Genomic DNA, 12,908 nt, shown 5'->3' with positions numbered 1-12,908 from the left:
ACCTTGTACTGTTCATGGGTTCTGTTCCCTAGCTGAAGGGATATGATCGTAAAACTCGACACGCATACGCATATCACCCATCGTCTCAACATGATGGCGCTGTTCTGGTAAAACAAGACCTGAGCAAACTGATGTCAGAATTTGAATGTCACCCGTATCGTCTATGACATAGCAGACGCTGCCTTCAAGTACGCGGATGACACCCCACGTACCGATTTTAGTTTGATGCGATTTGCGAAGTTTTTCGGGAAGAGTGCTTTGATCAAAAATTGGTGTCGCTTTATAGAAATTAGTTGTTGTCACATCATTTTGCATCTTGCCTCCTAAGCGTCTCAGCTCACCATAGCAGGCATTACGCCTAAGATGCTAAAAGAATGCTTACGACGTATCGGTTGATAGATAGCAATAACGCTTACTGCATCATAAAGGTTATGTCTGCTTGTGGCCGATAGCGGACGTCTTCTTCCGACTCAAGCGGACATTGCCTCAGATGAAAATAGTGCACTTAGTCCCAAAAACGTTCTAAACTCTGAATGACAGAGTTCGATCAAAATTTGTACCGTGCCGTCGCCGTTACAGTACGCTCACGACCGGGATAACATTCGCCCTGATAGCAAATCGTGTGGTATTCCTTATCGAAGAGGTTGCTGACGTTGAGCGCCCAACGCCACGAACCAGTTTCATAACGCAGCAATGCGTTGAACAAGGTCACGCCACTTTCCGCAGAGCGATTGTCTTCATAGTTTTGACGGACACCGATGTAATTGGCGCCGGCACCAATTCCCCATCCTTGCGCCAATGCGTAATCGACCCAGATCGAGGCACTCTGCTTAGGAATAGCAACAGGCTTCTTGCCGACTTCATCCGGATTAGCGCTTTCCAGTACCTTGGCATCTATCAAGGTGTAAGAAGCTACGACATTTAGACCGCGCGCTACTTCCGACTTGGCTTCAAATTCTAAGCCGCGCGAGCGCTGCTTGCCGATCTGGCGATCTTCTCCGGTCATCGGATCTGAAGTGACGACATTGGTTTTGCGCAAGTCAAACAGCGCTGCAGTAAACAGCGTGTTGGTATTAGCTGGCTGGAACTTCACCCCAATCTCGTTCTGCTTACCCCTGCTAGGCTTGAAAGAATTGCCATAGGCATCCACTCCTGCTGTCGGCAAAAAGGATTCCGCATAGCTGACATACGGCGCCCAGCCGTTACCAAACAAGTAGGACAAGCCAGCACGCCCGCTAAAGGCATCGTCCGTCTGTTTGGTAACGGTAGATAAGCGAAGATCATCGGTCGTCGAACGCACATGATCCTGGCGACCACCCAGCGAAATGACCCAGCGGTCCGCGATCTTGATTTGGTCCTGGGCATAGAAGCCAACCTGGTTCGTAACCTGTGTGAAATTCGCCAAAGGAGTTGTCGGATCCGTAATTGGCAAGCCATACACCGGGTTCAATATATCCAGATCTGGTCCAGCATCGCGAAACCGCGAAGCAGTACCTTCCAGCCTGGTCCAATCGACGCCGAACAATAGATTCTGCTCTACCTCACCGCTGCGAATTTTTCCGTGCAACTGCGTATCGATAGAAGCTTGCTTGAGTTGATCGTCCCACGATCGCTTTGTACGGGTATAGGTTCGCCCATCCGGTTGCAGTGTATCGACCCAAAGCGCGCGACGATCCATAGAGATGTCTGTATAGCGTGAATTCTGTTTGAACGACCATTGGTCGTTCAATGCGTGTTCGAACTGGTAGCCTAGCGAATTCTGCGCCTGCGCGAAACGTGAGTATGAGTAATCGCCCATCTTGGCGCGCGTCGGCTTCAGGTCGGCTGCCAACGCATAGTAGGCATCTTCGCCTGATTCATCCTTGAGGAACTCGCCCAGTACTGTCAGCGAGGTGGCAGCATTCGGCTGCCAACGCAACGACGGTGCCAGATAGTTGCGCGTGCGATTGATCTTGTGCCCGTCTGGATATTCATCTTGATCGTTGCTGTCTAGCGCCACGCCGACAAGGCGATAACTAAACTCGCCATTGTCACCAATCGCATCACCCAGATCGAAGGCCAGTTGCTTGCGATCAAAACTACCGTACTGCGCTTCTATTTCACGTATGCGTTCACCAGTTGGCTGCTTACTGGTGCGATTGATCACGCCGCCCGCATCACCTTGGCCATACATCACGGAAGACGGTCCGCGCAGTACCTCGACGCGCTCCAAACCATACGTTTCAGTCATGCGGTAGATGATCTCGAAGCGCCGCTGCGCCAAGCCATCGCGATAGTTGCCGCTGTCACCGGGAAAGCCACGCATGGAAATGTATTCCCAGCCGCGTGTATCCGGTCCATAAGTATTAACTGCAATGCCAGGTGTTTGCCCGACGATATCCATCATGTCTTGCGCGCCGCGCGCTTCCATCTCGGCACGTCCGATCACCGAGATGGATTGCGGGATTTCGAGTATCGGCGTAGCGGTCTTGGTACCTGTCGCGCTTAGTCTGGCAACATAACCATCGACCGGACCAGTCGCAGTTTCTGTCTGTGCACGTACTGTTACCGCTGGCAACACACTGGCCTGGTTCGCATCAACAGGGGCCGCTTTGCGCAACACAAAACCGCCACCCGGCTGCTCTACCGCATCCGTTTCACTGCCGACTAACAGCATACGCAAACCTACCGCAATACCGTGACTGCCACTCAAACCCTGAGTTTTTTTGCCACCGACCAGTTGCGCATCGTAGGAAATATTCACACCAGCCATGCGCGAAAATTGCTCGAGCGCAGGCCCGAGTGAGCCTGCCGCAATGCTGAAAGAACGTGACTCGCTGGAGCGCGCCTGGCTCTGCGCCTGCGCGGCAAGCGGCAAAGCAGTGCCACTGACAGCTACGAGAACAGCGATGGAAATCAAGGTGCGTCGCGGTAGGCGCATACGCGATGTGGCAAGTGGTCGGGACATGAGTTTTCTTTCTCTACGATCAGGTTAATGATGCTTCTGATCTATAGGCCGATTGAAAATCGAAATCCCCTCACTTTTTTGAAAATATATTTTCTTGCGCAGAATAAAGACATATCAAGCCGAGCCTTCCGGACCAACTTTCACCCAAAACCGAGTGTAATAAGTCACGCTAACCGGTTGCGTCTGAAACAGAAAACGCAATACCTGATCGGTATCGCGCACATGATAAATACCCGATACGCGCAGATCGGCGACTTGCGGATCACAGACAATGCGGCCGCTGCGATAACGTGCGAGCTCTGTCAGCAAATCCGCCAATCGCATGTTTTGCCCCGCGATCACACCATCAACCCAGCCGTCCTGACCGAAGGCTTGTACATCAGCAGCGGTCACGGCGTGGCCGGACAACCACCAGCTTTCACCGACATTGGCGATGGCAGCGTTACCGCCTTTTCCCGGATGCATACGCACCGCACCTTCCTGTACGCTGACGCGAGCGCGACTTTCGTCCAAACGCACCACAAACCGGGTGCCGATCGCCTGCATATTTCCAAAAGGCGTATCAACCCAGAACGATCGTTTGCTGGCAAATGCACGATCGCCGCCAGTAGTGATCATGATTTCGCCGCGACGCAGAACGATGCGACGTTGTGCCCCATTCATATCAAAACTGACTGCCGTATCCGTATTGAGGACGATTACCGTGCCGTCATCGAGATGCATCGTGCGCTGCTCGCCAACACGCGTGCTGGCATCAGCCACCATGCGTTGCCACGGTAATTGATCCTGCATCGTCCATCCAGCGCTGACAGTTACACCCGCCAACATCAATAGCTTGAGTGCTTGACGGCGATCGACGCCATTGGCCTTGCGCTGTACCTCTACCGCTTGCAATGCATCGCGCGCGAGACCGCGCGGCACGGCGGCAAAATCCTGCTTGATCGATTGCACGCGCTGCCACGCACCGGTATGCGAAGGATTGCTCTGCAACCATTGCGCGAATGCTTCGCGCGTGGCGTTGCTCGGCTGATTGAATTGGAGTTTGATGGCCCACGTAATCGCGGCGTCGATGACAGACGATGGAATCTCGTCTTTATTATGCGAGTCAGCCGCGTGCATTAACGGTGAAGAAGTTCTCATGCGCCGAACCGCAACGTATAGCAATGACGCAAGGCCGCTGCAATGTAGCGCTCAACTGTCGCCAGCGAGACACCGATACGCTCGGCAATTTGCGGACAGGTCAAGCCTTCCAGTTGCGCCAGCAAAAAAGCCTGACGCACAGTAGGTTTCAATTGATCGAGCATGCGATCGATCGCCACCAAAGTTTCGAGAAACAACATACGACTTTCCGGCGATAGCGCTTCTGCTTGGGGCAACTGCGCCAGGGTTTCCAGCCAGGCCCATTCCAGTTCGCGGCGACGCCAATGTTCAATCACCAAGCCACGCGCAATCGTGCTCAGATAAGCACGCGGCTCCACTACATCAACGCAGATTTGCCGCGCCAGCAAACGCATGAAAACATCCTGCGCCAGATCCGCCGCATCGAACGCGTTACCGAGCTTGCGACGCAACCAACCCTGCAGCCAACCATGATGGTCACTGTAGAGCGTCTGGATTTGCTGGTTAAGTACAGATTTAACGGAAGACATTGCGAAGTAGTTACATGCAAATGAGAATTGTTCTCATAATAAAGCATGCAACTAGGTTTTCGCAATCAAGACATGTTCAATTGTTGCAGGAAGCGCACTGCACCCTTTACACACCCGCTTTTGGCCGGAAGAAGACGTCTAGTTTCGACCCAAAGCTGACGTTCAATGTTTTTGTCGAGTTGCACTTGCTTAAACCTTTTTAAGCAATGTCAAAATCCGATGCTCCATGCTTTTGTGACATAGTGCGCTCATGGTTTTATAAAAGATGCATGTCTTCGTGCGACACACACGTTACATCGGCGAGTCAGTCGACGTTATTAGTTGGTTGGGCGGCTACAACTTTCAGTGGACGCGAAATGACTTTTATTTTAAGTTTCACTCAATATAAACATCGCTAACACAGCCAACATCATCATCACGGCGCATCCCCAACCTAGCAGTTTGAGTTTCCCACTGATTACGAAATCGCCCATAATTTCAGAATTGCTTGCCATCAGCATCATGATGACAATGACGGGGACAGCAACGACGCCATTAACCACTGCGCTCCAATACAAAGCCTCGAATGGGTCAATAGGCAAAAAACATAGGCCGCAACCCATCAACGTAGCCCCTGCAATAATTGCATAAAATTTCTTCGCAGCTCGAGGCTCCTTTTCCAAACTGTTTTTCCAGTGAAATGTGCCGGCCATCGCATATGCCGCAGACCCTGCGAGCACAGGAACAGATAGCAAGCCGGTACCAATAATGCCGCCCGCAAATACCCAAAAGGCGAAGTCGCCTGCAACCGGACGAAGTGCCTCAGCCGCTTCAGTAGCGGATTGAATTTCCTTGCCGCCTTGTTGATACAACGTGATAGCAGCCGTTAATATGATGAAGAAAGCAACTGCGTTTGAGAGGCCCATCCCTACCAAGGTATCCAGCTTGATGCGTTGAAGATTGTCAGACGCTTGCAGTGGCGCTTGTAACAACGGCTTGTCGTCCTTAGCTGCGATAATATCTTCCACTTCCTGAGAAGCCTGCCAGAAAAATAGATAGGGACTGATGGTCGTACCGAGAATTGCGACGACTGTAGTCAAATATTTCGGTTCTAGTGATATAGGCGGCATCACTGTTTGCTTTAGTACCTCCCACCATGGCACGTGAATAACAAATACGGTCGCAACATAAGCGAGTAAAGCAAAAGTAAGCCATTTCAAAATTCTTACGTAGCGCACGTACGGGACAAAAATTTGTAACAAAAGCGAGGCTATGCCAAAACATAGCGAATAAAACAAGGCCGGCCCACCAACAAGAATCTTTAGCGCTTCCCCCATGGCAGCAACGTTTGCCGCAATGTTGATCGTATTTGCGACAAGCAGAAGACTGACAATTATATAAAGTAGCCATACTGGATAATGCTTTCGAATATTGGTTGCTAGTCCATGGCCAGTCACACGTCCTATTCTTGCGCTTATTGCCTGCACGCCAACCATTAGTGGATAGCTAAGGAATAAAGTCCATAGAAGACCAAAGCCAAACATTGCGCCGGCCTGCGAGTATGTTGCGATTCCACTTGGATCGTCGTCCGCCGCGCCGGTTATCAATCCGGGGCCGAGTTTTTTTAAAATAGATTTTTTTTCGTCCGACATAGGCTTTACCTCCCATGAACTCCATTTGAATTAAGCTTTTATCGAGTTTTGGGATGTAGAATGCAACAGTAGAATCTATAGTTCTGTGCGCACGGTAACGTTCGGCTGCGGTGATTTCGGACGCGAAGTCTGTTTTTGGCCGATAGCGGAATACCTGCTTATTTCAACGCCTCATCTGTTGATTTGCATCGAAAACTGACCCACTTAGCCGCATAATTTGCATCGAAAACTGACCCACGTTTAGAACACAATCCTACTTACCAAAGTGAGTGGGAGATTGGAGTGATCGACGTGGCATTACTTGGAATTATTCGACGCTGGCACCTTCGTGACCAGGTCTCATTAAGGGAGATATCCAAACGATTGGGCATCTCTCGAAATACCGTTAGACGGTATCTACGCGCTGAAACTGTCGAGCCAGCCTATGCTGATCGACGTTCCCCAACTTCTCTCGACAAATATGCTTTTAAACTTTCAGCCTGGTTAAAAACCGAGGCAACGAAGTCACGCAAGCAACGACGGACTTTGAAACAGATGCATATCGATTTATGTGCATTGGGATTTGAAGGGTCGTATGACCGGGTCGCAGCCTTCGCCAGACAGTGGAAGGTGGATCAGTTGGAGAGGGTCAACTCTGCGAGCAAATCAACACCTTAGTTCTGTTTTCAATGCAACCACCTTCATAGTGAACATTTCTAATCAGGATTCCTGCAGCATATAAGTGTCGTACTCTAAAGAATTTAGCTTGCGGTCCATGATGTAAACACCCGCCATAACAACTAAAAGAAGTGCGCCAGCAAATCCATAGCCGTAAAAGCTCGGCCCCAGAGCTATCGTCGCAAAAGTAAATAAACCATTCAAGACTACAAATCCAGCGGTCAACCACAACACAACTTTTCTGCGATCAAGATAAAAGAAAATATTCAATATTCCGAGAAAGACGACCTGCAAACTAGCCGCGACAATGTCAACGTACAAGAGTGGCAGGTATAGTTCAGAAATATCAAGTGCACGTAATATTGTTCCTCCCATTACGAACAGTAACAAGATGGCGATCGATTGGATCTTGATAATTTCAAACAGACCAATACGTATCGAACGAACCATCATGTTACGCATGCGTTCAATCTGCTCTAAAGAACTGCCATCACGCACCGCATCATAGAACGCGTGATGAAACTCAACGAAATCGGTTTCGATCCGCACTAGGAAGACTGCCATGCCTGGCAAAATACCCAAATACGCTAGAAAAATTGGAATGTCATAAATTACGGAAGCATGCAAAGGCCCAATAACTTGCTGGCCAGTTTCCGAATACCAGAAAATGAATTTATCGACCCAGATACCCAAATTGTAAAAGAAGCCGATCAAGAGGAGACTTGGGTATAAAAACCGACCCTCGAATAATTCAAACGAAATAAAAATTGGACCAAAAAACGTGCGATAGATGGGCAATGTAAGTCCAGCCAGCAAAAAAATCTGTCCGATCAAAAAGCCGAAGATCAATCCTTCCAGTCCCCATGTCGCAAGACAAAGTGCCATCCCCACCGACAATGAGTAGCCAATCAAGAATGTAAAAACGATTTGCTTGTACTGCTTCATCCCACTCAAAAGAATGACGGCGATCCAGACATTGCTGGTGACGGCCAATGTAATCATCATCAATAGTCTGTACGCTACGGTCTGCTCAGGAAAAGCAAATAACGCGAGAGGCAATGAAATGAGGAGACTCATCACAGTCGTTATCAATACAACGCCGTGATAATTAGAGAACACCATGTCAGGCCTGTTCTCGAATAACCGGTCCGATGTGAACCTCGTAAAAGCAAGCTGCAAAGGCCCCGTTAGAACCAAGCTAACTGCAATGACATAGGTGACTGAAACTTGAAACTGGGTAATCTGCCCACCTGGCACAACGAAAGGCAAACCCAAAATACCAATTAACAGGATGCCGACGATCGAGAGGATCCATGAGCCGGAACTGATAATGCCAGCGTAAGAATAGGCGCGTAAGGCACCAAACAACGTGTCTTTTTTTAATATCTTGCGAAGCTCAAAACCAATTCCAGCCATTATCTGCTCCCCGCTACTGCCATAGGACAACCCATTGGGCGTGGGTCAACGAGCGGCATTTCTACCGGCTGTTCAAGCAAGGAAGAGTAAAGTTGACGATAGCTACCAACCATCAATTCTTGGGTATAAAACTGCTCTACCCTCGCAATCCCGGACTTTTGGGCGGCGTGCCAAAAAACGTCGTCACTCAATAGCTTTAACGCTGCATTTGCCAGCGCGACAGGATCCGCAATTCGCGTGATTATTCCCGCAGGACCTATTGCTGCATCTTCTCCCGCCATACCTTCTATTAATTGGCGACATGAACCAACATCGGTTGCGATGGCGGGGACGCCAGCGGCAAAACCCTCCAATAAAACGAGGGGTAGTGCTTCACTGATGGAGCTCAGTACAAGTACGCCGCACTGAGGTAACAACTCCTCGATTTTTTGAAATCCCAAAAATTTAACGTGCCTGGTTAAATCAAGGCTCTCCACCAGATTTCGACACTCTTGCGCGTATTCGATATCCTCTGTCTCTGGTCCCGCAATCCATGCCTCAGCTTCCGGCATTTCGCGTACGATAGTGAGCATCGCGCGGATGAAGTTCTTGATATCCTTAATCGGCACTACACGGCCAATCAGGCAAATTACTTTAGGCGGCTTGTCCGGACGCAAAGAGCGGCAAGCCCTTAATCGCGCCACGTCAACGCCATTGGGAATTGTCATCGTGATTTCTTCAGGTGCGCCATCCGCTAACTGACGCTGACGGTTGCCTTCGTAAAGCGCCACAATCTTAGAGCTTGAGTCATAACAGACATGTCCAAGTGTTTCAAAAAATCGTACCCACAGATCACGGAAGTATCCGACCTGTGAAATATCTTTTTCAAACATGCTGCGATTATCTTGAATCCACTGATTCTGAAATAAATCAATCTTGCGTTCTTTGGTATATATCCCATGCTCCGAAGTCAACAGCGGGCGCCCAGTACGATGACTAAGAACTGAGCCGAGAAATCCCGCATAGCCTGTGGATACCGTGTGATACAGCCTAGCGCGAGGCATATTTTTTGCGACCTTCATTAATTGCCATAGCGGACGATGCATCAAGCGAACTGTCCAGAAGTAATCTGTAAATGACGGGTCAGTACAATGCAACCGGTATTGCTCTGTGATGTAATCCCAAGACAGCTTACTGTAGAGGAAATTTTTCTCACTCAAGCTGCTGTCGTCGTCAGTTAAAGCCAGACATGTCTGCATTGCAAAATTGACTTGATCACGGCTCTGCGGATTGCGTAAAGCTTCATGAAGATTTTCAACATTTTTGAATGCATTGCTATCGCCCTCACTTGCCTGTACTACATCCCGCTCGTTTTGTACGCCATATAGGTAATGTGCCTCAACGTGCACCACATTAGATGGCAGTTCGTATGCCAAACCTTGATAGTCCTCTTCACGACTTCCAATGAAAATACACGCGAACGTATACTGAGGGAAAGCCAGAATCATCTGATTGACCCATGCAGAAACACCACCACGCACAAAAGGAAATGTTCCCTCAAGCAGCAATGCGATGTCTGCCGATTCGGCACGAGGTAAGCTATTTATCATGACGTCCAGTACCGCTGCAGTGGTTGAAGAAATGGCAAAGTCGAACGATTTTCAAATGCATTCAAAGCAGAACGCACAGAAGCGTAATCCTTTTGCAGATAGGCGCATTCAGCAAAAAATGGGAGTAAGCGATCGCTTGGAAAACCTGCCTCCGCGGCGCGCTGCAAGTGAAGTTCTGCTTCTTCCGGCTGATGGCGAACTAAAGCAAGTCTGCCGCGCATATTCCAAAGAGAAGCATTATTAGCGTTTAACACAAGTGCTTGCGCCGCATGAAGATCGGCTTGCGCAACGGTATAGGTATAAATATCGTCCTGCACCAGATTTTGGTAAACCAGCTCCCAATGCAGTTGTGCAAGATGCATATGAGTGATGTAACGCCGCTTCTCATTCCCATCATCAGATAGCTTGGCCAAACGCCTCAATTCAATATGAATTTTTTGCGTGATATCCTTTTCCGCGCTGTCCAGCATGGCATACATCAGCAATCGCACATCTTCGACTGAATCCCACAAAAACTCGCGCAAAATTGGACTTGCGGTTCTCTTTGGTATGGACTGCATCGCGAGCAATGCAGTCAAGCGATCAGCTACAGGTGCATTCCGATTCTCCAGTTGCACGCGCATGCGCGCTCCTGCACCATGCTTGATACGTTCAATCAAAGTCGTTTCAAAAGCGGGCAAACTGACTTCGACTATATTGGTAATTTCGGGCTTGATGGGAAATCGATAAGCCAGAAAAATCGCTGCAACGCAGACGATCATTCCTCCAAGAGGAATCGCCAAGGACAAAATGAAAAGGTAGATGGCAACGGACCGTGACTGCTCGCGATATATTGAGGGCAACAATTTGAGGGAAGCGAATGCTACGATCAGTGCAAATGCAATCTGCAATGCAAAATAAATCAGCAGAGCTGTCGAACTATCACCGGCGAGATACCACAACAAAGAGTTCGGATTTTCTGCGGTCATCGCGAATGCGTTAGATGTCTGCATGGATTCGATCAAGCAAATTTTTCAAAGCACCGGTATCGACGGAATTAATCAGCACCGATTGAAACGCAATATGAGCGCGAGAAAAATCCAACCCAAACTGCGCTTGCAAACTCCGCTCTGCCCGCAATAAATAGCCTGACAAAGCATCATCGTCCGTCAGCGGCATCAATACGAAAAGACAAAGATTTTCTCCAGACTTGATGCGCCATGACACGTCGAGTGCACGCACCATACGTCTCATGTGAGAAAACAAAGTTTCTTGAAGATCCCCAGGACTGAAAGTCAAAGCGACGATGATAGATGCAACGCCTGCATCCCTTTCCAGTCGAGAGAGACGAATATATTCCAAGGCGAAATCCTGAGGGCAATTAGGCACTTCGGCAAGAAGGGAACTAACCGCAGCTACAGGTCGCGCACCGTCCGCGTAATACCCTGCCAGAATGAGCAAAAATTGGAGATTATCCTGATTCAAAGATAGGAACGGCATATGCTTGACCACAACGATGCCAACAACATCTTCGGCGCCGCTAAGCAACGGTACGCAGGCGATGTAGTCACTTGTACCATCACGCAATGAAGATGTTTGCAAATGCGCTAAGGTGTTCTTCTCCAAGCAAGCCGTCACCAAAGGATCAGTTATATCTAGCTCAAACGGTACACCGACGGCTGCCGTTGAAGCCGTCATCAGTCGACCGTCCCGCAACGCGTACATGGCTGCAGACTCAAGCTGGCAAGCGTGAGCGGCAAATTGCAGAAACTGGGAAGCTCCTGGAAGATCTTCCACATCATGCTGCTGCAAAGTGACCTCACGCATTTGCAGTAGTGCAGTACGCAATGTAGTGGGTTTGGTCAAAAGATCATTTTCTAAACGCTCATGTGAGATTTTGAGGAGAAAATGATTTTTCGTCAGCGTGCTTAGACGATCACTTAGATAACCGTTGACGGAATGCGCACGTGCCATACGCCCCGCCCAGATATCGCCAAACTGTCCAACAATAAAAATTAATAACAGACCACCAAGAAAGAACGCCTGCGGGAATGCATGTGTAATTGCACCAGATGAAAGAAACCCGCCATAAAAAGCAAGCCAATCAGCAAGAATGAGCAGCGCACTGAAAACCCCTAACAAGGTCCCGTAGCGCAAAGCAATGACGATTGGGAGTATCCAAGCGTACGGAAATCCTGCATTGAGGAACAACGGATCTTCAGGCACAAAAATCCTGCCAATGGCCAGTGCGATCAACATTGCAATTGCCGACTCCACCACCGCACTGAATCCAGTAACGGCAGGAGCAAGCAGCCGACTATAGAACTCCGATTTGGCGATGCCGCGCGATCTACCAGTTGGAGTGTCAGCCCCTGACTTTGAAGGGGCCTCCGCCGCAGTTTCGCGCAGCAATGCCTTTGGATTGGAATTCATGTTTTATTCCCGAGCCTTTCTAATAGCTTGTACTTTTCTATTTACTTCAGAAGCGGACTCAGCAAACCACGCAGCAAATCCTGTCCAACACCGGAGACCGAGCTACGACTCCAACCTGTTTTGTTTCCGGCAGCATTCCAGACGACCTCACCCGTTTCCAGATTGACTAACTTCAATGAGACGCCGACTGCAGGTTCTCCATCAACGCCAACCTTGTAACGCCATTCTTGAACAGACCCAGTCAAACCAAACTTCATTCCTTGTGCACGGGCGTTACTCATTGCCTGTTCTACCGAACTGTTGTCGATCGGCTGAAACAATGCATCTCGATTCACATCAGCCTGATAACGTTTGACTGGGTATTTGCCGCCCGCGAGCAGCAGGGATTCGGTCAGTGCTTCGACACGTGCTCCTGCCTGCGGGGTTTGCGTTAAATTAATTACCGGCAAAATGGCTATCTTGTCGCCTTGTGTCAGTGAAGGCGCAGGTGACGACACCACCGTCGCACACCCAACCATTAGCGATAACAATGCCAGCGCAGTAGCAAGTCGTTTGAAAGCACTCGTAATATTCATCATCTTGTTCTCCTATCTATGAGCGACACCTG

At 49.3% G+C, this 12,908-nt stretch carries 10 protein-coding genes and 1 pseudogene; 1 reads left to right on the top strand and 10 read right to left on the bottom strand.

The annotated features are described in order from the left end of the window. Positions 1 to 12: 12 nt before the first annotated feature. The 5 genes from Q7T66_RS06570 to Q7T66_RS06550 all read right to left on the bottom strand — a co-directional run bounded on the left by Q7T66_RS06570 (position 13) and on the right by Q7T66_RS06550 (position 6,227). Complete coding sequence (locus Q7T66_RS06570) at positions 13 to 315, bottom strand: DUF1971 domain-containing protein (protein WP_304932533.1); 303 nt, start codon at positions 313 to 315, stop codon at positions 13 to 15. 232 nt (positions 316 to 547) lie between these two features. Beyond that, positions 548 to 2,947, bottom strand: coding sequence for a TonB-dependent siderophore receptor (locus tag Q7T66_RS06565; protein WP_304932532.1), 2,400 nt, complete (start codon positions 2,945 to 2,947; stop codon positions 548 to 550). Positions 2,948 to 3,061: 114 nt separating this feature from the next. Beyond that, positions 3,062 to 4,087, bottom strand: coding sequence for a FecR domain-containing protein (locus Q7T66_RS06560; protein ID WP_304932531.1), 1,026 nt, complete (start codon positions 4,085 to 4,087; stop codon positions 3,062 to 3,064). Beyond that, positions 4,084 to 4,596 carry a sigma-70 family RNA polymerase sigma factor gene (locus Q7T66_RS06555; RefSeq protein WP_304932530.1) on the bottom strand — a complete coding sequence of 171 codons (513 nt, stop codon included), beginning with the start codon at positions 4,594 to 4,596 and terminating at the stop codon, positions 4,084 to 4,086. The genes Q7T66_RS06560 and Q7T66_RS06555 overlap by 4 nt, the downstream gene beginning before the upstream one ends. Positions 4,597 to 4,964: 368 nt before the next feature. Then, a complete protein-coding gene (locus tag Q7T66_RS06550) occupies positions 4,965 to 6,227 on the bottom strand; it encodes an NRAMP family divalent metal transporter (protein ID WP_304932529.1) in 1,263 nt (420 codons plus the stop codon). 282 nt (positions 6,228 to 6,509) lie between these two features. Between Q7T66_RS06550 and Q7T66_RS06545 the strand changes: the two are divergent. Next, positions 6,510 to 6,878, top strand: a pseudogene (locus Q7T66_RS06545) (helix-turn-helix domain-containing protein); the annotation flags it as partial. A 48-nt stretch (positions 6,879 to 6,926) separates the two neighbouring features. Here the strand turns inward: Q7T66_RS06545 and pelG are convergent. The 5 genes from pelG to Q7T66_RS06520 all read right to left on the bottom strand — a co-directional run bounded on the left by pelG (position 6,927) and on the right by Q7T66_RS06520 (position 12,879). Then, positions 6,927 to 8,300, bottom strand: coding sequence for an exopolysaccharide Pel transporter PelG (gene pelG / locus Q7T66_RS06540; RefSeq protein WP_304932528.1), 1,374 nt, complete (start codon positions 8,298 to 8,300; stop codon positions 6,927 to 6,929). After that, entirely contained in the window at positions 8,300 to 9,889 is a 1,590-nt protein-coding gene (gene pelF / locus Q7T66_RS06535) for a GT4 family glycosyltransferase PelF (RefSeq protein WP_304932527.1), read from the bottom strand. The genes pelG and pelF overlap by 1 nt, the downstream gene beginning before the upstream one ends. Beyond that, positions 9,886 to 10,779: a lipopolysaccharide N-acetylglucosaminyl transferase gene (locus Q7T66_RS06530; protein WP_304932526.1), complete on the bottom strand. Its 894-nt coding sequence runs from the start codon at positions 10,777 to 10,779 to the stop codon at positions 9,886 to 9,888. The genes pelF and Q7T66_RS06530 overlap by 4 nt, the downstream gene beginning before the upstream one ends. 88 nt (positions 10,780 to 10,867) lie before the next feature. Next, positions 10,868 to 12,301, bottom strand: a complete 1,434-nt coding sequence (locus Q7T66_RS06525) for a PelD GGDEF domain-containing protein (RefSeq protein WP_304932525.1) — start codon at positions 12,299 to 12,301, stop codon at positions 10,868 to 10,870. A 41-nt stretch (positions 12,302 to 12,342) separates the two neighbouring features. Next, positions 12,343 to 12,879 (bottom strand): penicillin-binding protein activator LpoB, encoded by a 537-nt coding sequence (locus Q7T66_RS06520; protein WP_304932524.1) that lies wholly within the window; start codon positions 12,877 to 12,879, stop codon positions 12,343 to 12,345. Between the last annotated feature and the right edge of the window lie 29 nt (positions 12,880 to 12,908).

This window comes from Herminiimonas sp. (assembly GCF_030655415.1).
Note: the sequence above shows the minus strand (reverse complement) of the source record. Positions and strands in the feature narration are given on the sequence as shown.

Excerpts from the sequence above, each read along its gene's own strand:
- Q7T66_RS06520 (WP_304932524.1), bottom strand. The coding sequence starts at position 12,879 with ATGATGAATATTACGAGTGCTTTCAAACGACTTGCTACTGCGCTGGCA.
- Q7T66_RS06565 (WP_304932532.1), bottom strand. The coding sequence starts at position 2,947 with ATGTCCCGACCACTTGCCACATCGCGTATGCGCCTACCGCGACGCACC.
- Q7T66_RS06525 (WP_304932525.1), bottom strand. The coding sequence starts at position 12,301 with ATGAATTCCAATCCAAAGGCATTGCTGCGCGAAACTGCGGCGGAGGCC.
- Q7T66_RS06555 (WP_304932530.1), bottom strand. The coding sequence starts at position 4,596 with ATGTCTTCCGTTAAATCTGTACTTAACCAGCAAATCCAGACGCTCTAC.
- pelF (WP_304932527.1), bottom strand. The coding sequence starts at position 9,889 with ATGATAAATAGCTTACCTCGTGCCGAATCGGCAGACATCGCATTGCTG.
- pelG (WP_304932528.1), bottom strand. The coding sequence starts at position 8,300 with ATGGCTGGAATTGGTTTTGAGCTTCGCAAGATATTAAAAAAAGACACG.
- Q7T66_RS06570 (WP_304932533.1), bottom strand. The coding sequence starts at position 315 with ATGCAAAATGATGTGACAACAACTAATTTCTATAAAGCGACACCAATT.
- Q7T66_RS06550 (WP_304932529.1), bottom strand. The coding sequence starts at position 6,227 with ATGTCGGACGAAAAAAAATCTATTTTAAAAAAACTCGGCCCCGGATTG.
- Q7T66_RS06560 (WP_304932531.1), bottom strand. The coding sequence starts at position 4,087 with ATGAGAACTTCTTCACCGTTAATGCACGCGGCTGACTCGCATAATAAA.